The organism is Rhizobium sp. SL86 (assembly GCF_026672545.1).
Taxonomy (GTDB): domain Bacteria; phylum Pseudomonadota; class Alphaproteobacteria; order Rhizobiales; family Rhizobiaceae; genus Neorhizobium.
The window spans coordinates 365,603-390,475 of record NZ_JAPPRJ010000009.1 but is presented as its reverse complement, the minus strand read 5'-3'; the positions used below and the strand labels follow the sequence as shown (position 1 = coordinate 390,475).

27 protein-coding genes are annotated in these 24,873 nt (G+C 61.7%); 14 read left to right on the top strand and 13 right to left on the bottom strand.

What is annotated here, in order from left to right:
• Positions 1–6: 6 nt before the first annotated feature.
• Positions 7–486, bottom strand: coding sequence for a GNAT family N-acetyltransferase (locus tag OU993_RS25175; protein WP_268161661.1), 480 nt, complete (start codon positions 484–486; stop codon positions 7–9).
• A gap of 91 nt (positions 487–577) precedes the next feature.
• Here OU993_RS25175 and OU993_RS25170 point away from each other — a divergent pair, with 91 nt between their 5' ends.
• Positions 578–997, top strand: coding sequence for a hypothetical protein (locus tag OU993_RS25170; RefSeq protein WP_268161660.1), 420 nt, complete (start codon positions 578–580; stop codon positions 995–997).
• Positions 998–1,029: 32 nt separating this feature from the next.
• Here the strand turns inward: OU993_RS25170 and OU993_RS25165 are convergent, their stop codons facing one another.
• The 3 genes from OU993_RS25165 to OU993_RS25155 all read right to left on the bottom strand — a co-directional run bounded on the left by OU993_RS25165 (position 1,030) and on the right by OU993_RS25155 (position 3,516).
• The gene (locus OU993_RS25165; RefSeq protein ID WP_268161658.1) at positions 1,030–2,166 is read right to left on the bottom strand and encodes a DUF2336 domain-containing protein; all 1,137 of its coding nucleotides are present in this window, start codon (positions 2,164–2,166) and stop codon (positions 1,030–1,032) included.
• A 157-nt stretch (positions 2,167–2,323) separates the two neighbouring features.
• Complete coding sequence (locus tag OU993_RS25160; RefSeq protein WP_268161657.1) at positions 2,324–2,929, bottom strand: flavin reductase family protein; 606 nt, start codon at positions 2,927–2,929, stop codon at positions 2,324–2,326.
• Entirely contained in the window at positions 2,929–3,516 is a 588-nt protein-coding gene (locus tag OU993_RS25155) for a nitroreductase family protein (protein ID WP_268161656.1), read from the bottom strand. The genes OU993_RS25160 and OU993_RS25155 overlap by 1 nt, the downstream gene beginning before the upstream one ends.
• Before the next feature lie 107 nt (positions 3,517–3,623).
• On the opposite strand from OU993_RS25155, the gene OU993_RS25150 reads away from it, so the two are divergent.
• Positions 3,624–4,598: a hypothetical protein gene (locus OU993_RS25150; RefSeq protein ID WP_268161655.1), complete on the top strand. Its 975-nt coding sequence runs from the start codon at positions 3,624–3,626 to the stop codon at positions 4,596–4,598.
• A 52-nt stretch (positions 4,599–4,650) separates the two neighbouring features.
• Here the strand turns inward: OU993_RS25150 and OU993_RS25145 are convergent, their stop codons facing one another.
• The 5 genes from OU993_RS25145 to OU993_RS25125 all read right to left on the bottom strand — a co-directional run bounded on the left by OU993_RS25145 (position 4,651) and on the right by OU993_RS25125 (position 9,026).
• On the bottom strand, positions 4,651–5,490 hold the full coding sequence (locus tag OU993_RS25145; protein ID WP_268161654.1) for a lysophospholipid acyltransferase family protein: 840 nt from the start codon (positions 5,488–5,490) through the stop codon (positions 4,651–4,653).
• 105 nt (positions 5,491–5,595) lie between these two features.
• Positions 5,596–7,617 (bottom strand): threonine--tRNA ligase, encoded by a 2,022-nt coding sequence (gene thrS / locus OU993_RS25140; RefSeq protein ID WP_268161653.1) that lies wholly within the window; start codon positions 7,615–7,617, stop codon positions 5,596–5,598.
• 137 nt (positions 7,618–7,754) lie between these two features.
• Complete coding sequence (locus OU993_RS25135; protein WP_268161652.1) at positions 7,755–8,180, bottom strand: DUF2267 domain-containing protein; 426 nt, start codon at positions 8,178–8,180, stop codon at positions 7,755–7,757.
• Between the two features lie 3 nt (positions 8,181–8,183).
• The gene (yidD, locus tag OU993_RS25130; protein ID WP_268161651.1) at positions 8,184–8,579 is read right to left on the bottom strand and encodes a membrane protein insertion efficiency factor YidD; all 396 of its coding nucleotides are present in this window, start codon (positions 8,577–8,579) and stop codon (positions 8,184–8,186) included.
• 3 nt (positions 8,580–8,582) lie between these two features.
• Complete coding sequence (locus tag OU993_RS25125; protein ID WP_268161650.1) at positions 8,583–9,026, bottom strand: iron-sulfur cluster assembly scaffold protein; 444 nt, start codon at positions 9,024–9,026, stop codon at positions 8,583–8,585.
• Between the two features lie 319 nt (positions 9,027–9,345).
• Here OU993_RS25125 and folE point away from each other — a divergent pair, with 319 nt between their 5' ends.
• From folE to OU993_RS25110, 3 genes are all read left to right on the top strand, one after another.
• Entirely contained in the window at positions 9,346–9,954 is a 609-nt protein-coding gene (folE, locus tag OU993_RS25120) for a GTP cyclohydrolase I FolE (protein ID WP_268161649.1), read from the top strand.
• A gap of 27 nt (positions 9,955–9,981) precedes the next feature.
• On the top strand, positions 9,982–10,443 hold the full coding sequence (hisI, locus tag OU993_RS25115; protein ID WP_268161648.1) for a phosphoribosyl-AMP cyclohydrolase: 462 nt from the start codon (positions 9,982–9,984) through the stop codon (positions 10,441–10,443).
• A gap of 106 nt (positions 10,444–10,549) precedes the next feature.
• Positions 10,550–11,512 (top strand): patatin-like phospholipase family protein, encoded by a 963-nt coding sequence (locus OU993_RS25110; protein WP_268161647.1) that lies wholly within the window; start codon positions 10,550–10,552, stop codon positions 11,510–11,512.
• A 67-nt stretch (positions 11,513–11,579) separates the two neighbouring features.
• Here OU993_RS25110 and OU993_RS25105 read toward each other — a convergent pair whose 3' ends face one another.
• Together OU993_RS25105 and OU993_RS25100 are read right to left on the bottom strand one after the other, a co-directional pair.
• Complete coding sequence (locus OU993_RS25105) at positions 11,580–12,014, bottom strand: CBS domain-containing protein (RefSeq protein ID WP_268161646.1); 435 nt, start codon at positions 12,012–12,014, stop codon at positions 11,580–11,582.
• Positions 12,015–12,147: 133 nt separating this feature from the next.
• Positions 12,148–12,909, bottom strand: coding sequence for a rhomboid family intramembrane serine protease (locus OU993_RS25100; RefSeq protein WP_442793058.1), 762 nt, complete (start codon positions 12,907–12,909; stop codon positions 12,148–12,150).
• A 330-nt stretch (positions 12,910–13,239) separates the two neighbouring features.
• Between OU993_RS25100 and OU993_RS25095 the strand changes: the two genes are divergently transcribed.
• The 7 genes from OU993_RS25095 to OU993_RS25065 all read left to right on the top strand — a co-directional run bounded on the left by OU993_RS25095 (position 13,240) and on the right by OU993_RS25065 (position 20,609).
• Positions 13,240–15,165: an acid phosphatase gene (locus OU993_RS25095; RefSeq protein ID WP_268161645.1), complete on the top strand. Its 1,926-nt coding sequence runs from the start codon at positions 13,240–13,242 to the stop codon at positions 15,163–15,165.
• Positions 15,166–15,290: 125 nt separating this feature from the next.
• A complete protein-coding gene (locus OU993_RS25090; RefSeq protein ID WP_268161644.1) occupies positions 15,291–15,878 on the top strand; it encodes a PAS domain-containing protein in 588 nt (195 codons plus the stop codon).
• Positions 15,879–15,945: 67 nt separating this feature from the next.
• Positions 15,946–16,551 (top strand): PilZ domain-containing protein, encoded by a 606-nt coding sequence (locus OU993_RS25085; protein WP_268161643.1) that lies wholly within the window; start codon positions 15,946–15,948, stop codon positions 16,549–16,551.
• Between the two features lie 649 nt (positions 16,552–17,200).
• Positions 17,201–17,764 (top strand): transglutaminase-like cysteine peptidase, encoded by a 564-nt coding sequence (locus tag OU993_RS25080; protein WP_442793057.1) that lies wholly within the window; start codon positions 17,201–17,203, stop codon positions 17,762–17,764.
• 124 nt (positions 17,765–17,888) lie between these two features.
• Entirely contained in the window at positions 17,889–18,650 is a 762-nt protein-coding gene (locus OU993_RS25075; RefSeq protein WP_268161641.1) for a hypothetical protein, read from the top strand.
• 176 nt (positions 18,651–18,826) lie between these two features.
• Positions 18,827–20,245 (top strand): serine hydrolase, encoded by a 1,419-nt coding sequence (locus OU993_RS25070; RefSeq protein WP_268162524.1) that lies wholly within the window; start codon positions 18,827–18,829, stop codon positions 20,243–20,245.
• A 94-nt stretch (positions 20,246–20,339) separates the two neighbouring features.
• The gene (locus tag OU993_RS25065) at positions 20,340–20,609 is read left to right on the top strand and encodes a hypothetical protein (protein ID WP_442793038.1); all 270 of its coding nucleotides are present in this window, start codon (positions 20,340–20,342) and stop codon (positions 20,607–20,609) included.
• A gap of 106 nt (positions 20,610–20,715) precedes the next feature.
• Here OU993_RS25065 and OU993_RS25060 read toward each other — a convergent pair whose 3' ends face one another.
• The gene (locus tag OU993_RS25060) at positions 20,716–21,153 is read right to left on the bottom strand and encodes a DUF1489 family protein (protein ID WP_268161640.1); all 438 of its coding nucleotides are present in this window, start codon (positions 21,151–21,153) and stop codon (positions 20,716–20,718) included.
• 57 nt (positions 21,154–21,210) lie between these two features.
• Positions 21,211–22,614, bottom strand: a complete 1,404-nt coding sequence (locus OU993_RS25055) for an L-serine ammonia-lyase (protein ID WP_268161639.1) — start codon at positions 22,612–22,614, stop codon at positions 21,211–21,213.
• Positions 22,615–23,151: 537 nt separating this feature from the next.
• Here OU993_RS25055 and OU993_RS25050 point away from each other — a divergent pair.
• Both OU993_RS25050 and OU993_RS25045 read left to right on the top strand, forming a co-directional pair.
• Positions 23,152–23,856 (top strand): DUF599 domain-containing protein, encoded by a 705-nt coding sequence (locus tag OU993_RS25050; protein WP_268161638.1) that lies wholly within the window; start codon positions 23,152–23,154, stop codon positions 23,854–23,856.
• Between the two features lie 36 nt (positions 23,857–23,892).
• Positions 23,893–24,861 (top strand): heparan-alpha-glucosaminide N-acetyltransferase, encoded by a 969-nt coding sequence (locus tag OU993_RS25045; RefSeq protein ID WP_268162522.1) that lies wholly within the window; start codon positions 23,893–23,895, stop codon positions 24,859–24,861.
• Positions 24,862–24,873: the final 12 nt, after the last annotated feature.

The following is a 24,873-nucleotide window of genomic DNA, read 5'->3' as shown; positions in this document are numbered from 1 at the left end:
GAGCGGTCAGGCGGTTTGGGTCTCAGTCACTCTCTTTTCCATGAAAAGGCTCAAGGGATCGGGCTTGTAGCTGCCGAACGGCTCGATCTCGACATACCCTGCCGTTCGATAGAGTCCGATCGCCTCCGGCTGGTAGATCCCGGTTTCCAGGCGGATCACGCCGATGCCGAGCCGGCGTGCCTCGTCTTCCAGGGTCTCCAGCAGCCGCTTGCCGAGCTTCAGGCCACGCGCCTCGCTGTCGACGAACATACGTTTGATCTCCGCGGTCCCGTCCTCATACCGGACCAGCGAGGCGCAACCAAGAACGTCTGTGCCGCGACGAGCGACGAAGAAAGAAACGCTCGGTTCCTCAAGTTCTTCCAGCGGCAGCATGTGATTGCTTTCCGCGGGATAAAGCGAGGCGGCGTAGGCACTCGACAGCTCGAGCAGCCGGATGACGCCCGGCTGGCGTGGCGGTTCGCGCTGAATGACGACTGTCTGCTCCATGATCTCAAGCCTTGCTGATTTGTCACTTGCCTTGCCGGCGTCATGATCGTTTCTTTAAAGGGATGACAGGCCCGTTGCCAAGGATGACGACATGCGAACTGCACTTGTGATGATGACGATTCTTGGTTGCGACGATTCCGCGACGGATTGCCACTACGTGGCGACCATCAACCAGCGCTGGCCGACAATCGAACTGTGCAATGCGGTGTCGGAAAAAGAACTGTCTGCCTTCACGAATATCTCGTTTCCGACGGTCGTTGCCGTCTGCCAGGATCCGACTTCCGCAACCGTCAAGGCCGACACGCTTGCGGCGGGCGACGCACTGCCCTTGCCGAAGGCAACCACACCGGATCCGGCAGAGGAACGGGCCGAGGAACAATCGCTTGCGCGCCAGGCCCTGACCCGGCTGAAGACGGTTCTGCCCAGCCGGAAGAACATGCGCAATATCGTGGAACGGCCTGTGCACCTGGTCGAAGACGGTTATACCTGGGTGATCCGCAAACTTCGATAGCGGTGGATGATGCCGCATCCGCCTGGCAGGCGTCAGGCGGCGATGGCGGCCTCGCTGGCGAAGGAGCGCGCCAGCTGACGTTCTTCGCTCAATTGCAGTGATTCGACCAGATCGAGAAGTTCGTCGACGGCCGACATACGGTCGGGGTTGCGCTTGAACTTCTGCATCAACGCCGAGCAGATGCTTTCGCCGCCCATCTGTCCGCCACGATGGCTCAGATCACGCCAAAGCAGGGTCGCCTCGGCAAAGACCTCGCAGATGGCCCTCTCGAGGCCCGCCGATTCGTAAAGGGCGCGCACCGCATGGTGCCGTGCCGTCGCCATCAGCGAACGGACGCGCCGCTCTTCAAGCCCCGTCAGGTAGGTCATCGCGGCAGCGAAAAATTCGATGCGGCCACTGCACAGGGCGTGCATCAGGAAGGCAGGTGTCAGACGCTCGGAAGCTGCCAGATGTTCGACGAGCAGCGGAAGGTCTTCGCTTTGGGTCTCCTTGGCCAGCGTAAGGGCCGCCAGCTCGCTTGCCTCGCGGGTGACATGGGCAATTCGCGACGGGCTCATGGTGGACCGCACGAGGCCGGACTGGGCAAGGAGCGCCGAGACATGACCGATCAGGAGATCGCGCGCTTCTGCGGGCAAAGCCTCCCTGGCAAGCAGAAGATTGCGCACGGAGGCTTCCCGGCCAAACCGCTCGGCAAGCCGCTTCAGGCTGTAGCGGCTGACATGCGCGCTGGAGTTTTCCAGCAGAATCAGAATTTCACCAATGTCACCTACTTCGGCGATGGCGGCGGCGACACTGCGCGAAAGATTTGGCCGTGCCGCGATCAGACCACGGGCCATGGCGCTGCCACGTCCGCAGAGGTCGACCAGATCGGCATCGGTCAGCACAGGTGAAAAGGTCAGGACGTGACAGGCGACATCCGGCTGATCCTCCGAGAGGGCAAGAATGACCGCGCGCGGCGCCATGGGGGACGGCGCCAGAGTTTCGGCGAGTGCCTGGCGGACCAGGGCGGAAGGATCATCGAGAAGATGGATCATCGCATGCACCGCGGCGCGGTGTTGTTCATCGGTCGGCGGGCTTCTGAGAAAGGCCTTGGCAAGCGCAGTCGCCGCCTTGGCGCGGTCACTTGCCGTTGCGGTTTCCGCCCACCGAAGAAATGCCTTGATGATCACTGATACGCCTCACTCGCAGGGGGTCTGAACGACCAGTTTTCCCTTGTCCGTGAGGTTAGGCGGAAATGGTTTATGATCCGTTCACCATACCCGTTAAGCTTCTACGCCGTATGAGATAACAGTCACTTGCCGCACGAGCGCCGCCCGCGTGCGGCCCTCAGGCGTTCGGTCGCCTGAGCTGGAAGACATCCGCACCGCCATCCGAGTAATCCATATACCCCATGCGGGCGATCGGCCGTGCCAGGCCCATGTCGATGCGCCCCTCGCGGATGATCGCCTCGCTGATATGGATTGCAACCACCTGACCGAACACCATGAAGGATTCGGCCAGCCCACCCTCCAGCGTCGGCGGCTGCAGGATCTGCGTCACCCTGCATTCGAGCGCTGCGTAAGCCTCCTCGACAAACGGCGCATCGACCACTCTCCCCATCCTGGGGGTGAGTTTCGACAGAGCAAACTCATCGACGCCATAATCGACCGGAGCCGACGAGGCGTTCATCTGATCCACCAGATGGCGGCTGACGAGGCTGGCGGTGAACTGGCCGGTGTCTTCGGCGTTCTTCAGGCTGTGCTTGCGGCCACTCGAGGAAAACATGACGATCTTCGGGTGATCCGAAACGATGTTGAAGAAGGAATAGGGCGACAGGTTCTGCGAACCGTCACGGCCCTTCGTACCGATCCAGCCGATCGGGCGGGGTGCCACGATCGCCTTGAACGGATCGTGGCGCATGCCGTGCTCATTGGTATCGGTCGTATAAAACATCAGGCCTCGTCCCCGCCGGTCCAGGTGACGATGGCAGAAAGGTCCGGTCGCGGCCGGTCGGTCTGCGGAAAATCGCTTTCGCCGATGTAGACGAAACCGGCGACCTTTTCGTCGGACTTGATCCCGAGCGCGGACTTTGCCTCGTCATTGTAGGCGATCCATTCGGAGAGCCAGTTGGCGGCAAAACCATGCGCGTTGGCGGCCATGAACAGGTTGAGGCAGACCGCGCCAGCGCTCAGTTCCTGCTCCCAGACCGGGATCTTCACATGTTCACCGGCTGTACTGATGACCGCAATCACCACCGGCGCCCGCGCCAGGCGTGTGCGTTCGATCTCGCGCATGTCGTCACTGATCGCCGGATTGGCGGCCGCGGCGATTGCCGCCAGCCGCTCGCCAATCGCCAGACGTTCGTCGCCGCGATAGACGATGAACCGCCAGGGGGCGAGTTTTCCGTGATCGGGCACACGCGTGGCCAACGTCAGGATGGACTGGATCTCGTCGCGATTCGGCCCGTCGCCCTTCATCTGGAGCGCCGGAATCGAACGACGTGTGCTGAGGTAATCGAAAAGAGGCTGGTTCTTGGCCATGATATCACGCTGTCTGAGGCGTTTACGACGAGCAGCATCTTGAAATTGCCGCGAGGTTGGTTTTCAAGTGGCCTTTGGACAAAGAAGAGTCAACGGTCAAGGATGGTATGAGCGCGTATTCGAAGGCCGGTCTTGCAATGGTTCTGGTAGCCGGCTCCGTTCTTTGGGCGGCTCAGCCTGTCCAGTCTCAGGATGCGTTCAAGACCTTTCGCCAGCTCGACAGCACGGCCAAGATGCCGAAGCTGAACGCGTTTTCTCCGGCCCTCGGCACGGTTGCTCCCGTGGCGCGCGATGTGAAGATGCAGGCGAAGCTGACGGCGGACGGACCGTCGATGAAGACCGGTCTCAGCTGGCGTGTGTTCAGTCCCGAACCCGGGCCGGATGGCAAGCTGCCGCTGGTCGCTTCCGCCGAGGGTGGTGACGCGCATTTCCAGCTCACACCCGGCTCCTACTTCGTCAACGTCGCCTTCGGGCGGGCGGGCGTCACCAAGCGCCTCAACGTGCCCGCGAGCGGTGAGGTGCCGGCGGAACTGCTCGTGCTCGATGCTGGCGGCATTGTGCTGAATGCAGTGTCCGGTGTGGATCATCGTGTCCCGCCAACCAAACTTAAGTTTTCCATCTACTCTTCCGAGGTGCGCGAAGACGGCGAACGTCCCTTGGTCATGGCCGACGTCAAACCCAACACGATCGTGCGGCTCAATGCCGGCAACTACCACATCCTCTCCGAATACGGGGATGTGAACGCGTCGGTGCGCGCCGATGTGCAGGTGGAGGCCGGCAAGCTGACGGAAGCGACACTGCAGCACCATGCCGCCCAGGTAAGTTTCAAGCTCGTCTCGCAGATCGGTGGCGAAGCGGTTGCCGATACGGCCTGGTCCGTGCTGACGGCCGGCGGCGACGTCGTGGCGGAAAGCGTCAGCGCCTTCACCTCCATGGTGCTCACGGAGGGCGACTATACGGTCGTGGCGCGCAACAAGGAAAAGATCTACCAGAAGGACTTCAACGTCGAAGCCGGCAGGGATGTCGATGTCGAGGTGCTGATGAAGGAACAGCAGGCCGTTTCGGTCAACGATACCGAATAGCGCTCTCCGGCGTTCCGTGATCCGCCGTCATAGAACTCTGCGCCTCGCGGGGTTACCCAGCGCGGCGAAACCGCGAGCGGACGGGATCACGCATCGCAAACACGGCGTGATGCAGCTGCGCCAGAAGATCCTTCCGGTCGGAGGTCGACGACATGTCCTCCCAGGTCATCAACGGGCCGATCTTGGCGTGAATGGCCGTGCCGGACAGTCGCTTGAACTCACGAATGAGAAGCGACAGGCGCAAGGTCAGCGAGACCCGGCTTGCCAGGTGAAACAGCCGGCCGTTCTGGCCGCGGAAATAGACCGGAATGACATTGGCCTTGGCCGCCTGGATGAGCCGGGCCGGAAACATTTTCCACGGAAGGTCCTCGGCGCGACCGAAGCCGCGTTTTGCGGTCGCGACACCACCGGCCGGGAAGATGATGATGGTGACACCTTCCTTCAGCAAACGCACCGCCTCTCGCCGCGTCTCCATGTTCATCGCCAGCGCCTCCTTCGTTTCCTCGAAGCAGACCGGTAGCGAATAAGGTGCTATCTCCGGCACCTTCAGAAGTTCGTTGTTGATCAGCACACGGAAGGGGCGGCCGAGTTGTTCGGCAAGTGCGAGAATGGCAATGCCGTCGCCGATTCCGAAGGGATGGTTGGCGACAATCACCAAAGGCGTGTCGGGCAGATCGCGCGGCGGCCATTCGCCCTCGATATCCAGGCGGACCTTGATCAGTTCCAGCATGCGTCCAAACACGCGGTCGGACCGTCCGACCACGTCATGGCGCCAGATATCATACAGACGGATATAACGATCGCGGCCGGAAAGACCTTCGATCGAGCGGATGAGCCAGCGTTTCAGCCGCGGATCGCGGTCGTTGGCATAAGACAGTTCCTTGAAACGCAAGTTCCCCTCACCGGGCCAGACCGCCCAAACCTCGGCACATTTATTACATTTTTGCGAAGCTTTTCTGACAGCCCCTGTTCCGCCAGGAACAGGGGCTGTCCGGTGTTATTCCGCAGCCGCCTTGCGCAGCGCTTGCCGGCGCTTGACGTCCGGCGGCGTTGCTTCGTCGGTCAGCGATGCGACCGCATCGGCAAGCGACATCGGCGTCTGCGCCTGAGACCCCAGGCGGCGGATATTGACCGTACGGTTTTCCGCTTCCTGACGCCCGCAGACGATGATGACCGGCACCTTGGTCACGGAGTGCTCGCGGATCTTGTAGTTGATCTTTTCGTTGCGGAAATCCTCCTCAACGATCAGACCCGCATCGCGCAGCGTCTGCACCACTTCGCGACCGTAATCGTCCGCATCCGAGGTAATGGTCGCGACGACCACCTGCAGCGGCGCGAACCACAGCGGCATGTGACCGGCGAAGTTCTCGATCAGGATGCCGAGGAAACGCTCCATCGAGCCGCAGATGGCGCGGTGGATCATCACCGGCTGCTTCTTGTCGGAGTTCTGATCGATGTAGAAGGCGCCAAACCGTTCCGGCAGGTTGAAATCCACCTGCGTGGTGCCGCACTGCCATTCACGGCCAATGGCATCCTTCAGCGTGTATTCGAACTTCGGACCGTAGAAAGCGCCCTCGCCCGGCAGAATGCCGGTTTTGATGCGACCGCCGGACTGTTCCTCGATGGTCTTCAGAACCTCCATCATCACGCTTTCGGCGCGATCCCAGAGGTCGTCGGAGCCGACGCGCTTGTCCGGACGGGTGGACAGCTTCACCACCACTTCGTGGAAGCCGAAATCCTCATAGACCGAGAGGATCAGGTCGTTGATGCGCAGGCATTCCGCCGCCATCTGCTCTTCCGTGCAGAAGACATGCGCATCGTCCTGGGTGAAGCCGCGCACGCGCATCAGGCCATGCAATGCGCCGGAGGCTTCATAACGATGCACGAGGCCAAATTCCGCAAGACGAACAGGCATTTCGCGGTAGGACTTCAGACCGTGCTTGAAGATCTGCACGTGCCCCGGGCAGTTCATCGGCTTCAGCGCGAAGACGCGGTTGTCCGCCTCCTCGTCATCGGGGTTGACGAAGGCATGGGCGGATTTCACCGCAAACATGTTCTCGTTGTACCAGCCCCAGTGACCGGAGGTTTCCCACAGCGACTTGTCGAGCACCTGCGGCGCGTTCACCTCTTCATAGGTGTTGGCAAGCCTACGGCGCATATAGGCCGTCAGCGTCTGGAACATGCGCCAGCCCTTGCCGTGCCAGAAGACGACGCCCGGACCCTCTTCCTGGAAATGGAACAGATCCATTTCGCGGCCAAGCTTGCGATGGTCGCGCTTTTCGGCTTCCGCCAGCACGTGCAGATACTGGTCGAGTTCCTCCTGGGTCGCCCAGGCGGTGCCGTAGATGCGGCTCAAGACCGGGTTGTTGCTGTCGCCACGCCAATAGGCACCGGCAACCTTCATCAGCTTGAAGGCGGTGCCGATCTGACCGGTGGAGGCCATGTGCGGACCGCGGCAGAGATCGAACCAGTCGCCTTGGCTATAGATCTTCACGTCCTGGTCGGCGGGGATCGCATCGACCAGTTCGACTTTGAAGCGCTCGCCCTTTTCGCCGAACACCTGCTTGGCCTTGTCGCGCGACCAGACCTCCTTGATGAACGGCTTGTTGCGGCCGATGATGTCCTTCATCTTCTTTTCGATCTTCGGCAGATCGTCGGGCGTGAAGGGCCAGTCCTCACCGCTGTCATCATGGACGCGCTTGAAGTCGTAATAGAAGCCGTTTTCGATCACCGGGCCGATGGTGACCTGCGTGCCGGGCCACAATTCCTGGACGGCCTCGGCCATCACGTGAGCGGCATCGTGGCGAATCAGTTCGAGCGCGCGGCCATCGGTGCGGGTGACGATCTCGATCCGGCCGTCGGTGACGGGGTCGGAGAGATCGCGCAGCTCGCCGTCGATCGCGATGGCGACCGCCTTCTTGGTCAGCGACTTGGAAATGGATTCGGCGACCGCCAGACCGGTTGTGCCGGCTTCATAGGAACGGATCGAGCCATCGGGGAAAGTCAGGGAAACGGACATTTTATGCTCCATGTTATCCAGTCCCGCCAACGAATGCGGGTGGTTTGATCTTGCCGTCTGAAGACGGCGTGCAACGCGCGCGTAGATACGCGTGAAAGGGCTGTTAGTAAAGGGAATGCCGCGACAGCAACGGCGGGCTATGTCCGCAAGCCCCAGAAGTCCAGAGCGCCGGCTGGCAGCTTCCCCAGAAAGGCCTGCAGCTTCGTTTCGTCCACATGCCGGCGAAGTGCCGCCGTCACGTCATCAATGGCGCTCGGGGTCGACAGGTTGTGATTGTGCCGCAGCTGCCGCACCTCCGCCATCAGGCTGTCGCGATCGGCGAAGGGCAGAACCGGTTCCTGCGTGTCCCAGTCACTGACAAAGATTGCCCTGACCACGGGCGGCAGCAGACCGGCAAAGCCGATGGCTTCGGCAAGCGTCAACCGTCGGCGGAACACCTGCAACACCGCCTGCAGCATCGTGTAAGCCTGGTGGCGGGTCTTCAGCAGCGAGATCTCGAGGAGATCGTCCATGAAAGCCTCGAAATCCCGCGAGGCATGATGATATTCCATCGGGATCGGCATGACTTAGCGCACTTCTTCGGCGACGATTCCGTGCCGCGTCGAGCCGTTGCGTTCGTAGGCCCAGGGCCTCCACCAGTTTTGCCGCGCCGAGAGAACCTCCGGCACCGGATCGAGGCCGGAGGAGCCGAATGGGCCGCAGCGGGCAAAACGCCAGGCGGCCATCCAGCCGCCGTACCAAAGGCCGTGGCGGGCGACCGCCTCATAGCCGAATTCCGAGCAGGTGGGGAGATGCCGGCAGGAATTGCCGACGAAACCAGAGAGCGTCAGCTGGTACAGACGGATCAGGCCCATGCCGAAAAGCCGGCCGGGCGTCTTGCGGAAAGGCCCGCTCCAGTTGCGGCCATGGCGTACCGGCCGCTCGTCGTCATCGTCTCCCGCAGCGTCGCACTGTTCGCACATGGTTCAGCCCGTCCTTGCCACCTGCCCCGCCTCGATCTGGTCGAGACAGTCGACAACGGCATCGAAGGTCAGCATGGTCGAGGCGTGACGAGCCTTGTAATCCTTCACCGGCATCAGCACCCGCATCTCCTCGAAGCGGCCGTCCGGGCCGTCGCCGCCCTCCTTCAGCATGGCAAGCATGGCGTTGCGGGCGTTCCGGATTTCCTCTGCCGTGGCGCCGACCACATGCCGCGCCATCACAGAAGATGAAGCCTGGCCGAGTGCGCAGGCCCGCACCTGGTGGGAAAAATCGCTGACGACGCCGTCCTCCATCTTCAGGAAGACCCGAACCTTGGAGCCACACAGCTTGGAGTGTTTTTCAGCCGTCGCATCGGCATTTTCCAGCACGCCTGCCCGTTCGATATTGCCGGCCAACTGAAGGATTCGCGCGTTGTAGATATCGTCCATGCAGATTGCTCACTTGAATAACGCCTGCCCGGTCTCGCGATTACGAAACGCACTGTCAACGCGGCGGACCGGATTGCACGGCGACCACGGGCTGTTACGGGGTGGTCATGTCGGCTCACCGACATTATATGATGGGCCGGCGGGCAATCATCAAGACGGAAAGATGTACCCCAAACCATTCCGAAATTGGCAGGCGCTATCTTGTAAAAAAAGATCCGCCGGGCCAGATAGCCCGTAATGATGTAACGGCTGAACAAAGACCGCCACAGCCTTCGGCTGGTCGGATGCGGCCAGGTTCCGCATCAGGAGAGATGAAGCTATGGACGCCATCGTGAAAAATTTCCCCGCCGGCCAGAAAGAGGCGCGCCCGACGCAGCAGGAGGCCGAAGAGGCCGTGCGCGTGCTTTTGCGCTGGGCGGGCGACGATCCGAACCGCGAAGGACTTCTCGACACCCCGAAACGCGTGGCCAGATCCTATCGCGAGCTGTTTGCCGGTTACGAGCAAACGCCGGAAGAGGTGCTTGGCCGCACCTTCGAGGAGGTCGCCGGTTACGACGACATGGTGCTGGTCCGCGACATTCCTTTCTTCTCACATTGCGAACACCACATGGTGCCGATCATCGGCAAGGCGCATGTCGCTTATCTGCCGAAGGGGCGTGTGCTGGGTCTGTCGAAGATCGCCCGTCTCGTCGAGACCTATGGCCGCCGGCTACAGACGCAGGAAGCCATGACGGCGCAGATCGCGCATGCCATCCAGGACGTGCTCGAGCCGCGTGGCGTTGCCGTGATGATCGAGGCCGAACACATGTGCATGTCGATGCGCGGCATTCAGAAGCAGGGTTCTTCGACCCTGACGACGACCTTCACCGGCCAATTTGATGCCAATGCCGCTGAACAGGCACGTTTCCTCATGATGATCCGGCGCTGAGGCGCCCCTCTTCCTGGACTGATTTCAATGACGATCGATTTTCCGGCCGCGCCCGCCGACAAGACGGCGCTCGAAGGCCCCGGGGCCTTCACTCCGCGGTTTGACGAGGCTGGCCTCGTCACCGCCATCGTGACCGATGCGCGGGATGGCCACCTGCTGATGGTCGCGCACATGAACAGCGAAGCGCTGTCGCTGACGATCGAGACCGGCATTGCCCATTATTACAGCCGGTCCAGGGCCAAGATCTGGAAGAAGGGCGAAACCTCCGGCAATCTGCAGACGGTGGTGGAGCTTCTCACCGATTGCGACCAGGATGCCGTCTGGCTGAAAGTCCAGGTCGCCGGCCATGATGCGAGTTGCCATACGGGCCGCCGGTCGTGCTTTTATCGAACAGTTGAATACCGTGATGGCACGGCAGTCCTTGAAGTTACCGATGAAGCGCGACATTTTGATCCCGGCCAGATCTACGGCGACGGGAAGGTTTCCTAGGCATTTGCCTAGTATTTTGTCACTCCCGCTGCAGATCAACGGATTGGAAACGAATGTCGGCGTTAAATGAACGTCCGGCGCTTTTCGCCTTGAGGACGGGAACGAAATGCTGAACTGGACCTGGAATCGCAGCGAACCACAAGGCAACACGAACGATCATGGTGCCGGAACCCCGACGGGCACGGAGACGGCTCCGGCCAAACCTCAGCGAAAGGCAAAGCTGGCGCTGGCGCTCGGTGGCGGTGCGGCACGGGGCTGGGCTCATATCGGTGTGCTGAAGGCGCTCGACGAGGCGGGGATCGAAGTCGGCATGATTGCGGGCACCTCGATCGGCGCGCTGGTCGGTGGCTGCTATCTCGCCGGCAAACTTGATGAACTCGAGGGGTTTGCCCGGTCGCTGACGATGCGGCGTATTGCAGGACTACTCGACCTGACGATCGGCGGCGGCGGCCTGCTCGGCGGCATGCGCCTGACAAAACGCATGCAGGAACACCTGTCCGACATCGCCATCGAAGACCTGGACCGCCCCTTCGTCGCCGTTGCGACGGAACTGCACAGCGGGCACGAGGTCTGGATCACCAGCGGTTCCCTGATCACGGGCCTGCGGGCCTCCTACGCGCTCCCCGGCATTTTCGAGCCGGTCAAATGCAACAACCGCACCCTGGTGGACGGCGCTCTGGTCAATCCTGTCCCGAGTTCTGTCTGTCGCGCTTACGAGCAGCCGCTCGTTGTGGCGGTCAACCTCAACTACGATATTTTCGGCCGGTCCGCCGTCGTCAAACACAATGCCAGCGTACAGCCGGTGATCGAAGGCCAGCACACGAAGGTGCATGAGGCCAAACTCGGCATGCCGAGCGTCATGGTGCAGGCTTTCAACATCATCCAGGAGCGGATCTCACGCGCGCGGCTGGCCGGCGATCCGCCGGATCTGGCGCTGCATCCGCGCCTCAGCGACATCGGGCTTTCGGAGTTCCACCGTGCCGGCGAAGCGATCGAACGCGGTTACAACGAAGCACAGACGCGGATTGCCGAACTGAAGCGCATGCAGGAAGTCTTCGCCTTCGCCTGAGGGCGTGCGGAGCTTTCGGCCGCGCACGCCGCTTTGGGGCAATGACCGGCGATTGGACCGTCGATGGTCAGCTCGCGATATAGGCGCGGATCTGCTCGGCTTCGGCTTCCACTTCCTGGATGCGGGCCTTGACGATGTCCCCGATCGAGATGATGCCGACCAGGCGACCCTGGTCCTCGACGGGCACGTGACGGAAGCGGCCGCTGCTCATGATCTCCATCAGCTCGTTGAGCGTGGTTTCCTCGCGGCAGCGGGTGACGGTGGTGGTCATGGCAGAGGAGACCGGCTGCGAGAGAACGCCGGCGCCCTTTTCGGCGACGCAACGCACGAGATCGCGTTCGGTAAAGATGCCGGCGATGCGGCCCTCCAGGGCGGTGATGACGACCGCGCCGATGCGGTTTTCATTGAGGATGGTTGCCACCTCCTCGATCGTCTTGTCGCGGGTGACGGCAATGACGTTCCGGCCCTTGGCATCCAGCATGTGTCTGACGGAAACAGGCATCAATTCCTCCTATTGACGAACCCTTCGCACCGCACCGCCTTCGCTCCCCCAAGCCGGCGGCACCGGCGCCTTCAAATGGTGCGCCTCAGATCGGTCAAATGCAACAGGTTTCCGTGGGTGGTTAACGACTTACTCATACACCTGTCCGCGGGCGAACCGCGACCGGAGGGTCAAAGGCGGCAAACAGCAGATAACCAAAGAGGAAGCCGCCGATATGGGCATCCCAGGCGATGGCGCCGGTCCCATCGCCCACCAGAGGCACACCAACGGCGATCAGGACATTGCCCAGGAACCAGAGCAGCGTAAAAACAAGGACGGTGCGATTCGTCAGTGCCTCGATCACGCCCTGGCGCGGCAGGTGATGAACGTCGGCGCGGGCAAGCCCTCCCCCCTGGCGCGGAAAGGCGAAGCGGCAGGCACCTGCCATCAGAGCGGAAATCACCCCGGACGCGCCGATCAGCACCGTCTCCTGGCCCCAGTTGAGGAAGGCATGGAAGAAGGCCGAGGCGGCCGCCGAAAGGGCCCAGAAGACGAGAAAGCGCAGCGCGCCCAGACGACGCAGCACGGGCGCACCGAAGGCTGCCAGCCAGAGACTGTTGAAAGCGAGATGTTCGGCGCTGCCATGCAGCAGGGAATAGGTCACCGGCGTCCACAGCCACTCCATGCCCTGCGAGGACAGCGGATAGATGTAACGAAGCGGCGTGAAGGCGAGTTCGTAGAGCAGAAGGTAACGGGTCTCGTCATTGAGGAGATAGGTTTCGACAAGATAAAGGCCGATGAGCAGCGCCAGGGCGGCAATGAGAAGCGGCGGCAGATTGATGGCCGGTTGCCGCGCGCGCATCACCGGTTCGTTGACCGTCGGCCGTTCGACGCCACGGCCACCGGCAGAATGCATTTCCGGTGCATGCGGCCCCGGTGTCTTTGGCGAGTCGTCCATCGAATGTTCCTTTGCGTCTGGCGTCCAGACATACAGCAGCCTCCCTGTCTGACAATCCCGCATTCGGCCACAAGCCCGTGAGAGGCACACGCCGGCGATGAAAAATATGAACAACAATCGGCTTGTTGAAAAACTGTCGTGTTCCTCCGTTATGCGCAAGGCCGCGTCCGCCCGAATGGGAGCAGTGTGCAGCAAAGCTCGGTCTTGCTCCATCCAGATTCATTCGGCACCATGACGAATAAATTAATTGACCTTTCGCCCCGATAGCCAATCCTGAAGGACCTCGGCATGATCCGTCTTCCGCTTTCTTCCCTCACAGCCAGCCTGCTTATGGCAACTGCGCTGAGCCCCGCTTTCGCAGATCCGGTCTCGCTTCCCCCCGTGCCCGCTGGTCTCGGCAAGGCCGATACGGCTCCGGTTCAGCAGGGCATTCCGGCCTATGTCGATACGGGTGCCAGCAACCAGCGTGGCGATGCCTGCCTCTCGACGCTCGAGACCAATGCGGCGGTCCGCCTTCTCTCCGGTTTCCTGGACATCTGGACGCCGCGCTCGCCCTTCGTGGATGCCGATCAGGAGGCTCCAGCCAAGGACGGTTGCCCCGCCGTTGCAAAATCGGACTGGGACGGCGTGCCGAAGAGCGCCACGGACGGCACCATGAAACATCCGGAGGTGCATGCAGCCAACCTTGCCTATGTCATCAAGACGACGAAGGCGAACACCCCGGAAGACGATCAGGAAGCCTATCTGGACGATCGCCGCGGCAAGAATGTCAGCATCAGCGACGGCCTCGGCCCGCTGGCGGATGCCTGGCGCAAGGGCGTGCAGCAGACCACCACGATCACCGAGATGCCGGCCGATGCCACCAGCGTCAAATATGACGACAAGGGCAACAATCGCGGCGTTGGCTCCGACAAGGGCAATACCGAGATGGGCAAGGCCGTCGATCTCGTGAAGGCCGGCAGCGAGGACGGCTCCACCGAGCCGGCAAAACGTTACTTCAAATATGCCCGCCCCTATCGCTGGAGCGAAGAGGTACGGGTGGTGCCGCAGCTGGTGCCCGCCAAGAGCAGCAAACCGGCCGGCGACGGCGGTTTCCCGAGCGGCCATACGGCGGAAGCCTGGCGCGATGCACTGATCATGGCCTACCTCGTGCCGCAGCGTTACCAGGAAATGGTGACCCGTGCGGTTCGCATGGGTGAAAACCGCATCCGGGCCGGCATGCACCAGCCCTTCGACGTGATCGGCGGTCGCATCCAGGCGATGGCCGTCGTCTCCTACAACCTCAATCGGTCGCAATATGCGACGCTGAAGACCGAGGCGTATGAGCAGACGCAGACCTTCATTGCCAAGCAGACCGGTGCAACGAGTTTTGCCGAGCTGATGAAGCTTGCGCATTCGGCGCCGGCCGGTGCGGATCGTTTTGCCGATCGTGCCGCCAATGCCGCCTTCGTCGCGCCGCGCTTCACCTATGGCCTGCCGCGCATCGGCCAGGCGGATCAGCCTGCGGTGGTGCCGAAGGGCGCCGAGACCCTGCTCGAAACCCGCCTGCCTTATCTTTCGGCCGATCAGCGCCGTGTCGTCTTGAAGTCGACGGCGCTGCCTTCCGGCTTCCCGATCATGAGCGATCCGGAAGGCTGGGGATGCCTGAACCTGTTTGCTGCCGCCGATGGCTACGGCGCCTTCGATGGTGACGTGACGGTTGCCATGGACGCTGCCAAGGGTGGTTTCCATGCCGCAGACAGCTGGAAGAACGATATCGCCGGCGCCGGACGTCTGGACAAACAGGGCAGCGGCCGCTTGACGTTGTCTGGCCGCAACTCGTTTACCGGCGGTCTTCTGGTCGAAGACGGCGCCGTGGTCGCGGCCTCCGAGTCGGCTTTCGGCAAGGGTGACGTTTACGTCGCCGGCGGCAGGATCTCCGCCGAACAGCCGCTTGCCGTGGCCGGCAATCTTGCCGTCCGCAAGGCAGGTGCTGTCGAAGTCGCCTTTGCCGGCAAGGACAACGGCGGCATCACCGTTGCCAAGGCTGCAACCATCGAAGGCGGCCGCCTGATGCTGAGCTTTGCCCAGGGTTACAAGCCTGCGGCCGGCGAGACGCTGAACCTGATCAAGGCCGAAACCCTTGACGGCACGTTCGACGAGATCGTGCTCGACGGTTACAAGACGACCCCGATCTACAGCAAGACCGGCCTCAGCCTGCGCATCGACGGCTAAGCGCTCCATGCGGCGGTTTGCTCCGGCAAACCGCCGCACCCGCCAACTGGCACGCATTTCGCTCCTTTACGAATGGTTAAGGTCATGATGACCGAAACCGGCCCGGAACGAGACAGTTGGTATCGATGCAGAGCGAACGTACGCAGGACGTCTATGAGTATTGGAACAGCCTGAGACACGGCCAGTCCGCCCCCTTGCGTTCGGATTTCGACCCCGCTGTCCTGCGCCGGCGCCTGCCGGATCTCTTCATGCTCGAACTTCGCGGCCCGGACCTTCTCTTTCGGCTGGCCGGCACGCGGATCTGCGAACTCTACCGGCGGGAACTGCGTCATGAGCGGTTTCTGTCCCTCTGGCAGGTGGCGGATCGCGACAAGGCTCTTGAAGCCGCGCTGGCCGCGCTGCGAACCGAGGAGGCCGTCGTTATCAGCCTAGCCATGCGGCACGCTCTCGGCGACACGCCGTGCGAGATGCTGCTGATGCCGATCCGTTCGTCCGGCAAGCTCGCCGACCGTCTGCTGGGCTGTCTTTTGCCACTTACATCGGTTTCCATCGGCAAGGTGTTTTCGCTCGGATCCATGCAGGCGAAGTACTGGTTGCCGGCAACGGATACCCATGTGCCCGAAGAGGCAGTGTCCACCGGCTTGACCCGCCCCGACATCCGCCCTCTTCTTCAGCGCCTGGTCGATGCTGCACGTATGACGCGCAGACGCTAGATCAAGAACCATATGTTAACTCGCCGGCTGTATGTCTGGACTGCAACACGACAGACGAAAGACTGCGATGTTTTCTTTCCAGGCCGCCACTCCTTCCACACAACCGCCGCCACCGCGTAGCTTTCAGCGTGTCTCGGTGAACATGACGGGGCGCCTGATGCTGGCAAACCGTGAGGAATATCCGTGCGTCGCAACGGAAATGTCCCCCGGCGACGTGGTGATTTCCTGTGTCGGCCTGCCGCGGGTGGGCGAGCGTGTGATTGCCTATATCGACCATCTTGGCCGTCTGGAGGGCCAGGCTTTCCAGCTCTACGAAACCGGCTTCATCATGTCGGTGACGGCGACGGACCGCAAACGCGAGAAACTCGCCGCGCAGCTAACCTGGCTTGCCAACCGCCATGAGCTCGGCCTGCCGGAAGACCGCCGCCACGATCGCCTCACCCCACGCATCACCCGTGCGGAACTGAGCCTCGAAGACGGTACGCGTTATCCTTGCCGTCTGGTGGACCTGTCTCTATCCGGCGCTGCCGTCGATATCGAGTTCCGTCCGCCGATCGGCACGGTGGTCAGCCTCAACCAGATGCGCGGGCGCGTCGTGCGTCACTTCGCCGAAGGTGTCGCGATTGAATTCGCCCATGTGCAGACCCGCGAGAGCCTGCGCGCGTTCCTTTGATCCATCCCTGTTTTTTGTCGACCTGACGCCCGGCCGGATCTTCCGCCGGGCGTTTCTGCGTTTGTCACGGCCGTCCCGCTTGCCAGACGCGGGTCCAGCGATGGATGGGGCCTGCTGACCACCGCCTCAGACCGCATCACTGACGGCCACTTTGCCGGCCCAATTTTGCCCCCTGTGCGAAAAAGAAGCGCCCCCCGAAACTTTTTTCTCGGTCCGGCACACTTTTTTCGACCTCGATTTCGCACGATTTGACGCTCCGGAGGCGGTCGAAATGCTGTTCGACGGTCGAGGACGGCGGCGTGCGCCAACACCGAAACCTCCGGCAGCGCGGAGGAACAGTGACGCGACGGCGCGAAGCCCGTCCGAAAAAGCCCGCTCGTCTCAATAGCTTGCCGCCTGAAGATCGGCATTTTATCCGATTTTGCATCGCATTTGAGGCAAATACGCCTCGAATTGCCTTCAAGCTTGAGTCAAATTCCAATCGAATTCAACGCGAATTCGAGACATGTTCTAATAAAACAAGCCATTGTTTTGACTGGTAAATTTCGCGAGCAATCAAGGCGTCTGTGAGAGCTTTTCCCCATCGAACGGGGAGAAAAAAAGAATGTCTCACGCCAAGATGATCGGAACCGGCCTCGCCGCCCTTTGCATGACCCTGATGTCCACCAGTGGCGCCTTCGCGGCAGCCGGTGCAATGAAAATAACCGGCAAGGCGAACCCGCCGATCGGTCACTACGAATTCTGTCAGACCTATCGCAGCGAATGCGTTCCGACGGTCTCCGATGAAGGCGCCATGACGCTGACCGAAGACAAGTGGCGCAAGATCCTTGACGTCAACTTTTCCGTCAACACCTCGATTACGCCGATGACCGACCAGGAAATCTATGGCGTCGAGGAGCGCTGGGCCTATCCGCGCACTGTCGGCGACTGCGAAGACTTCGTTCTGTTGAAGCGCAAGATGCTCATCAGCCAGGGGTTCAGCCCGGCCGACCTGCTGATCACCGTCGTGCTGCAGCCGAACGGCGAAGGCCATGCGGTGCTGACGGTCCGCACCGACCGCGGCGATTTCGTGCTCGACAACATGCGCAACAAGGTCCTGCTCTGGTCCGACACGGAATACACCTATCTGAAGCGCCAGTCCTCCTCGGACCCGGCAGCCTGGGTCAAGCTTCAGGATGGCCGCGCGAATGCGGTGGCGAGTGTGCGCAAGTAACCATCGCCGCCCGCCGAACGTGATCCCTCATCGGATTTTAACCGATCATTAACCAAGCTCGCCGAATGATGACGATACGGGACGTCAGTGAGTCCCGCATCGTCACCTCCTTCGGAAGAAGCCTATGCGCCAGGGCCACGCATCACACGTCAGCGAGCATGAGCCCCTTTTGTCGAATGCCCTGATCGCCAAGGTGACCGGAGCGATTGCCGCGCTTGCACTTCTGGCTACCGGCATCAGTTACGCCGGCCACTGGTATGGCCGCACACTTGCTCTTGCCGGACATACCGACAGCACCCGCAACGCCAGCATCGCGATCGGCAGCGACACCGTCACGGTCCCGGTCAACATGATCCGCTTCCACGAGCAGCGGAAGGATGGGCCGGCTGAGCGCCTGAACCTCTATCTCGCCTGGCCCGAAATGCAGGGCTACAGCGAGGCGCTGAGCGCCCGCTTCGACCAGTTGAACCTCGCCAACAACCTGATTTTTCTCGAGATTACCCAAGCCACCATGTCACGCGACATGTCTGGCAGGCTGGAGCCGATCTATACGCGGCTCTTTGACGGCGAGGCCGAAGATGCCGGTCATGGCCTGACGCTGCACCGGCTCCGCGCCGACAGCGGTTACGGTGGAGAGGCGGTGCTGACCGCAAGGCGGGCCGGTGCGCCGGACTATGTCGTCCGGTGTGTCCTGCCTTTATCCGGCGCTCCTGCCGGAAGCGGCGACTGCCAGCGCGATATCCATCTCGGAGAGGGGTTGAGCGTGCTTTACCGCTTCTCATCCACCCTTCTTCCCGCCTGGGACCATATTGATGCCGCGATTGCAACCTTTGTCGGGACGCATCTTGCGGAGGAGCGGATGCCTAAAATCCAACCGAATTCCTGAAGCTCCCGTTCATCATAAACCACTTGGTAACGCCCCCTCCCTACTATGGCGAGAACGGAAGTTCGCGGGGGCGCTCCGGAAATGACAATTGAAATGCAGTGAGTGAGTGCACCGTGCTGAACAATCTCAACACAACGTCCTGCCCCAAGGATGGCGCCTCGTTTTTCAAGAAGGCCATGGGTTATCTTGTTGGCGTAATCGTCCTCACAATGGTTGCGAGCAGTCCCGCGCTGGCAAATGCGAAATATGCCGGCATCGTGGTCGACGCCAAGACAGGCAAGGTTCTTTACAGCGAAGATGCAGACGCGCTTCGTTATCCGGCGTCGCTCACGAAGATGATGACGCTGTATTTGACCTTCGAAGCGTTGGAAAGCGGCCGTATCTCGCTCGATTCCCGCGTTCCCGTTTCCGCCCATGCGGCGTCGGAGCCGCCGACCAAGCTTGGCGTGCGCCCTGGCGGGACCGTGACGGTCGAACAGGCGATCAAGGCCCTGATCACCCGCTCCGCCAATGATATGGCGACTGCGCTTGCCGAATATGTCGGTGGCTCCGAGGCCCGTTTCGCGCAGTTGATGACCAACAAGGCCCGCGCCCTTGGCATGACCCGTACCACCTATCGGAATGCACACGGCCTTCCGAACACCGCCCAGATGACCACCGCACGCGACCAGGCTCGCCTCGGCATCGCGCTGCGCCAGCATTTTCCGCAATATTACCCGTATTTCTCGATCCGCTCCTTCCAGTTCGGCAAGCAGACGATCGGCAACCACAATCGCCTCCTCGGCTCGGTCAAGGGCGTCGACGGAATCAAGACCGGTTACACCCGGGCATCCGGTTTCAACCTCGTCACCTCGGCGCAGGCCGATGGCCGCTCCGTCGTCGGTGTCGTCATGGGTGGCACGAGCGGCGGTGCACGTGATGCGCAGATGCGAAAGCTGATTGCCGAATACATGCCGAAGGCTTCCACCGGTCGTGGCAGCAACCTGATCGCCGAAGTTCGTACGCCTTCGCTTCCGGCGACTGCGGTTCCGGTTCCCGTCCAGCCGCAGACTTCGCCTGCCGTCCAGGCAGCGAGCCAGGAAGTGGCATCGATCGATCCGTCGGCGACGGTTCCGGTTCCGGCCGGTCGCTACGACGACAAGCTTGCCGGCGCCTCGGCCTATGCCTCGGAACCGAAGCGTAATGGTGCGGCCGCTGCCGTGACCGCGGCCATGACGACCGCTCCGAATGTCGGTGTTCCGACGCCGGCTCCGGCCTATATGCCACCGGTTCGCGATCAGGCCGCTGTCGAGACCGACAAGGTCACCACCGCATCGACCCGCAAGAGCGACGTCAAGACAGAAACACCTTCGGGCTGGGTCATCCAGATCGGCGTATCCGCCGACCACGGCTCGGCCATGGAACTCCTGCACAGTGCGCAGGATAAAGGCGGTCAGGTATTGCGTACCGCCAAACCTTTCGCGGTTGCCGTCAACAGCGGCGGCAGCCAGCTCTATCGCGCCCGCTTTGGTGGCTTCGGTGACCAGAAGGATGCGATCAATGCCTGCAATGCCTTGAAGAAAAAGGGCGTCTCCTGCTGGGCATCACAACAGTGACTGAATGAACAGACGGGCCGGTCGACCGGCCCGTCTGTCGGGTTTTTACCCGTGTGTACGACCCTCGATTTGTTTTGCGTTACGAGGTCATCAAATGGCAATGAACGAGAATAATCTCGATTTCCCGCTGCCTGCGGGGAGCGAGACCAAGATCAGGGGCAGCGGCCTGCATCCGCTGCACGAAGCCGCATTGAGGCTGGCCGGGCTTGGCATCCATCGTCCGAAGGAGCGTACGCGCGATCTGGTGACGATGCTTCTGTCACATGGGGCACGGGCATGGCGCCATTCACAGCCGGAGGCGCGCATCTACATGCACCTGTCTCCGAAAGCCGGGCGCCTGCCGATCCGGCTGAAGCTGCGGTGAACCTGCCACAAAAGCTTTCGAAAAAGGCGCCGACATGGGCGCCTTTTGTCGTTGTGGTCACACATAACCTTCCGGAAAAGCCGCTAGGTGCTTTTGCTCGACGTGCTCAGAGCAGACCGAGATCGGCCAGTTCCCGCCGCAGGTCTTCCGGCATGGCGGCTGCATCGTCGCCGATCGAGGATAGATCCCTCGGCGCATCCTCCGCCGTCAGATAACGCCAGCCCTGGAACGGCCGCTTCGGTTGCGGAACAGTCTCGATGATGTCCGGCCCAAGCACGAGATTGCACCGTCCGATCCCGTCGGCGCCGGTGAAGGTCTCGATGCCGAGAAGCGGCTGGCGTGCACTCACCTGCCCTTTGATCACCCAATAGAGCGAACCGCCGTTCAGCAGTTCGTCGACGCGCTTCGGCACCATACGGGTGGTGTGGGTCGTGTGCGGTTCGAGCCCGGCCGCCATGGCGGTCAGCGAACGTTCGCTTACCCAGTCCCGGAGGTCCTGAAGCGAATCGGCGCCGACGCAGAGTTTCAACAGATGAAGTGTCATGGCGCGGTTGAAAACCGATCCGCGCCTCTGGTCAAGGGCCAAGCAGCGCCTGGCCCATCAACATTCCACGACATTGACCGCAAGGCCACCGGTGGAGGTTTCCTTGTATTTCTCGCTCATGTCGTTTCCGGTCTGCCGCATCGTCTCGATAGCCGCGTCGAGCGGCACGAAATGAGCGCCGTCGCCCTTCAACGCAAGCGAGGCGGCCGTGACGGCCTTCACCGCCCCCAGTGCGTTGCGTTCAATGCACGGCACCTGCACGAGGCCGGCGACCGGATCGCAGGTCATGCCAAGATGATGTTCAAGCGCGATCTCGGCGGCGTTCTCGATCTGCTCGGGCGAACCATCCATCACGGCGGCAAGGCCTGCGGCAGCCATCGCCGCCGCTGATCCCACCTCGCCCTGACAGCCGACTTCTGCACCGGAGATCGAGGCATTGTGCTTGATGATGCCGCCGACGGCTGCCGCCGTCAGCAGGAAGGTGCGGATATCCTCCTGGCTCGCATCGTCATGGAAGTGGAGAAAATAACGGATGGTCGCGGGAATGACGCCGGCGGCACCATTGGTCGGTGCCGTCACCACCCGTCCGCCACCGGCATTCTCCTCGTTCACTGCCATGGCATAGACGGACAGCCAGTCATTGGCGAGCAGCGGATTGAGCCGGTTACTCCTCACGTCCGCCTTGAGTTTGTCGTGGATCGACTTTGCCCGCCGGCGCACCTTCAGACCGCCCGGCATAATGCCCTCGACCTTCAGCCCGCGGTCAATGCAGCTGTTCATCGCGTCCCAGATGCGGTCGAGGCCGTCGTTCAACTCCGGCTCGCTCATGCGGGTCAGTTCATTTGCCCGCTTCATGTCGGCAATGCCGAGGCCGGAGGCTCGTGCCATGTCCAGCATCTGACGGGCCGTGGCAAACGGATAGGGGACACGGTCGCTGCCGGCCTGGGTGCTGCGGCGCATCGCCTCCAGCTCGGTGTCGGTCACCACAAAACCGCCGCCGATCGAATAATAGATCCGCTTCAACAGCAGGCGTCCGTCCTTGTCGAGACCGGAAAAGCTCATGCCGTTCGCATGCCCCGGCAGGGCCTGTTTCTTGTCGAAGATGAGGTCGGTCGCCGGCTGGAAACGATAGCCCGTCAGCGGATGGCCCGGTGGCATGACGCGGCCGCTTTGCTCGACCGCCTCGATGATGGCGTCCATACGATCGGGATCGACGCTGTCCGGTCGCTCACCCGTCAGGCCGAGGATGACCGCCCTGCCCGTTCCGTGACCGATGCCGGTAAACGCCAGCGAGCCATGCAGGCTGACCTGCAACGCCTCCACTCGGGCACCTGCCGGCCTTGGCCATTCATCCGAGAGGACGAGATCGAGAAAACGGTTCGCGGCCGACATCGGCCCCATGGTGTGGGAACTCGATGGACCGACGCCGATCTTGAAGACGTCAAAGACGGAAAGAAACATGAGGCACGATTCCTGGGTGGCAGACGGGTCTAGACTACCTCGCCTCCCTCGACTGTCCAGCCGCTCGACCGACATGGGCTGGGAGCGGAAACGACACGGACCCTTTCCAGGTCAGCATCGGTCATGGGCGAATTGGGAAACGGCAGGAATGCGTATGACGGATGATCAGATGGTACCGAAAAGATAGGCCAATGCCAGTACACCGGCAAAGCCACACAGTGCCTTCACGGTTACGCCCCAGCAGGACTTCTGTACAGTGTCTTCCATAATTGCTCCAGTTGCGGCCGCGGCGTATTGTGCCGCGCAAGCCCTTAACCGTATATTAATCACGTTCACATTTCGCAACTGCAAAATTCGACACATTCACAGCTGCGCCGGCCTTTGTGCACAGCTGTTCACGCATTGCAAGGGTGCAAGCGCCTCAATCCCGCCCAGATGGTAAACGACGCGGCTTGAGATCGCGGCCGACCTGACGCATAGGATGATCGTGATCCAACCCGTTCCTTTGTCCCTGGACCTCATTCTGGCGCTCCTTCCATGACCATTGCCGATTATCTTGCGCTTGGCCTGTTTGCTTTCCTGTGGTTCGGCTACTCCTGGCTGACGAGCGGCGAGCCGGTCCTGCCACGCCCAAGCCTCAACCAGGCCATGGCGGAGCGACGCCGCCTCTGGATCTACAATTCGCTTGGCCGCGACCTCAAGATGATCGACACGCAGATCATGGCGGGCCTGCAGAACGGAACCGCCTTTTTCGCCTCCACCTCGATCTTTGCGATCGGTGGCTGTTTTGCGCTGCTTGGTGCGACGGACCAGGTGGATGCCGTGTTCCGGGACCTCGCCTTCGTCAGCTACAGCGGCCGCGCCGCCTTCGAGGCCAAGGTCGTCGGGTTGACGGCCTTGTTCGGTTATTCCTTCTTCAAGTTCGGCTGGTCCTATCGGCTGTTCAACTACTGCACGATCCTGTTCGGCGGCCTGCCGATGGCAGCGGAATACCGGGCCGACCCGGAGACCGCCAAACGCGATGCCGAGCGGGTGATCCGGATGAACATCATCGCCGCGCGTCACTTCAACGCCGGCCTGCGGACGATTTTTTTGTCCATCGGCTATCTCGGCTGGTTTATCGGGCCCTACATGTTCATGGCGTCGACCCTCTTCGTGATCATCGTTCTGACACGAAGGCAGTTTTTCTCCGAAGCGCGGCTTGCCTTGATGGACGAGAGCGAAAGCCGCGCCAAGAAGTAAGGAAATCCGTTGTCCTCTCCCGACACGTCTTCCGGCATGTTCCGCACGCCGCGCATCCCGCTGATCGATACGCTGCGCGGCATCGCGCTTGTTGCGATGGCCTCCTATCATTTCACCTGGGATCTCGAATTCTTCGGTTACCTGGAACCGGGTACAGCGACCGAGGGCGGCTGGAAGATCTATGCGCGGCTGATCGCCTCGAGCTTCCTGTTCCTCGTCGGTGTCAGCCTCGTGCTCGCCCACCGGCCGGCGATCCGCTGGAAACCGTACGTGCGCCGGCTCGGCATGGTCGCGGCTGCCGCTGCCGTGATCAGCGTCGGAACCTATGTGGCGCTGCCGCAGGAATGGATTTTCTTCGGCATCCTGCATGCGATTGTCGTATCAAGCCTGATCGCACTTCTCTTCCTGCCGCTGCCGCCGCTGGTAACGGCGGGGACGGCCATCGCCATTCTCGTCGCCTTCATTATCGACGGCTGGGTGATGCCGGGCGTGGTGCGTTCGGCCCTCTTCGATTCGCGCCTCATCGCCTGGATCGGGCTTGCGGAGACGCCACCACGATCCAATGATTTCGTGCCGCTGTTTCCCTGGCTTTCCGCCGTGCTGGCCGGTGTGGCCGTGGCGGGCCTGCTTCGCCGCCATGGCGGCTTCGCACGCCTGCAGACATGGCAGCGGAAGGAAAACATCCTGACCCGGGCAGGACAACACAGTCTCGCCTTCTACCTGGTTCACCAGCCGGTGCTGATCGGGATCGTTTATCTGGCGACGCTCGTTGCGCCCCCGCCCGCACCGGACCCGATTGCCGGCTACAACAGAAGCTGCCAGGCAACCTGCACGGCCGGCGGCAATGACGCCGGGCTTTGCCAGCGTTTCTGCGCCTGTACGGCGGATCGGCTGGTGGCCCAGTCGCTGTTCCAGCCAATGCAAAAGGGTGAAATCAATCCGTCGAAGGATCAGCGGGTGCTGGATATTGCCGGGCAATGCACGGCAATCAGCATGGAAAACTAGTTCTGGTGCTCG

Excerpts from the sequence above, each read along its gene's own strand:
- OU993_RS25085 (WP_268161643.1), top strand. The coding sequence starts at position 15,946 with ATGTTTTCTTTCCAGGCCGCCACTCCTTCCACACAACCGCCGCCACCG.
- OU993_RS25170 (WP_268161660.1), top strand. The coding sequence starts at position 578 with ATGCGAACTGCACTTGTGATGATGACGATTCTTGGTTGCGACGATTCC.
- OU993_RS25075 (WP_268161641.1), top strand. The coding sequence starts at position 17,889 with ATGCGCCAGGGCCACGCATCACACGTCAGCGAGCATGAGCCCCTTTTG.
- OU993_RS25095 (WP_268161645.1), top strand. The coding sequence starts at position 13,240 with ATGATCCGTCTTCCGCTTTCTTCCCTCACAGCCAGCCTGCTTATGGCA.
- OU993_RS25125 (WP_268161650.1), bottom strand. The coding sequence starts at position 9,026 with ATGGACGATATCTACAACGCGCGAATCCTTCAGTTGGCCGGCAATATC.
- OU993_RS25175 (WP_268161661.1), bottom strand. The coding sequence starts at position 486 with ATGGAGCAGACAGTCGTCATTCAGCGCGAACCGCCACGCCAGCCGGGC.
- OU993_RS25050 (WP_268161638.1), top strand. The coding sequence starts at position 23,152 with ATGACCATTGCCGATTATCTTGCGCTTGGCCTGTTTGCTTTCCTGTGG.
- yidD (WP_268161651.1), bottom strand. The coding sequence starts at position 8,579 with ATGTGCGAACAGTGCGACGCTGCGGGAGACGATGACGACGAGCGGCCG.
- thrS (WP_268161653.1), bottom strand. The coding sequence starts at position 7,617 with ATGTCCGTTTCCCTGACTTTCCCCGATGGCTCGATCCGTTCCTATGAA.
- OU993_RS25070 (WP_268162524.1), top strand. The coding sequence starts at position 18,827 with ATGGGTTATCTTGTTGGCGTAATCGTCCTCACAATGGTTGCGAGCAGT.
- OU993_RS25155 (WP_268161656.1), bottom strand. The coding sequence starts at position 3,516 with ATGGCCAAGAACCAGCCTCTTTTCGATTACCTCAGCACACGTCGTTCG.
- OU993_RS25100 (WP_442793058.1), bottom strand. The coding sequence starts at position 12,909 with ATGCATTCTGCCGGTGGCCGTGGCGTCGAACGGCCGACGGTCAACGAA.
- OU993_RS25080 (WP_442793057.1), top strand. The coding sequence starts at position 17,201 with ATGACCCTGATGTCCACCAGTGGCGCCTTCGCGGCAGCCGGTGCAATG.
- OU993_RS25060 (WP_268161640.1), bottom strand. The coding sequence starts at position 21,153 with ATGACACTTCATCTGTTGAAACTCTGCGTCGGCGCCGATTCGCTTCAG.
- OU993_RS25160 (WP_268161657.1), bottom strand. The coding sequence starts at position 2,929 with ATGTTTTATACGACCGATACCAATGAGCACGGCATGCGCCACGATCCG.
- hisI (WP_268161648.1), top strand. The coding sequence starts at position 9,982 with ATGACGATCGATTTTCCGGCCGCGCCCGCCGACAAGACGGCGCTCGAA.
- OU993_RS25045 (WP_268162522.1), top strand. The coding sequence starts at position 23,893 with ATGTTCCGCACGCCGCGCATCCCGCTGATCGATACGCTGCGCGGCATC.
- OU993_RS25150 (WP_268161655.1), top strand. The coding sequence starts at position 3,624 with ATGAGCGCGTATTCGAAGGCCGGTCTTGCAATGGTTCTGGTAGCCGGC.
- OU993_RS25110 (WP_268161647.1), top strand. The coding sequence starts at position 10,550 with ATGCTGAACTGGACCTGGAATCGCAGCGAACCACAAGGCAACACGAAC.
- OU993_RS25055 (WP_268161639.1), bottom strand. The coding sequence starts at position 22,614 with ATGTTTCTTTCCGTCTTTGACGTCTTCAAGATCGGCGTCGGTCCATCG.
- OU993_RS25090 (WP_268161644.1), top strand. The coding sequence starts at position 15,291 with ATGCAGAGCGAACGTACGCAGGACGTCTATGAGTATTGGAACAGCCTG.
- OU993_RS25135 (WP_268161652.1), bottom strand. The coding sequence starts at position 8,180 with ATGCCGATCCCGATGGAATATCATCATGCCTCGCGGGATTTCGAGGCT.
- folE (WP_268161649.1), top strand. The coding sequence starts at position 9,346 with ATGGACGCCATCGTGAAAAATTTCCCCGCCGGCCAGAAAGAGGCGCGC.
- OU993_RS25065 (WP_442793038.1), top strand. The coding sequence starts at position 20,340 with ATGGCAATGAACGAGAATAATCTCGATTTCCCGCTGCCTGCGGGGAGC.
- OU993_RS25105 (WP_268161646.1), bottom strand. The coding sequence starts at position 12,014 with ATGCCTGTTTCCGTCAGACACATGCTGGATGCCAAGGGCCGGAACGTC.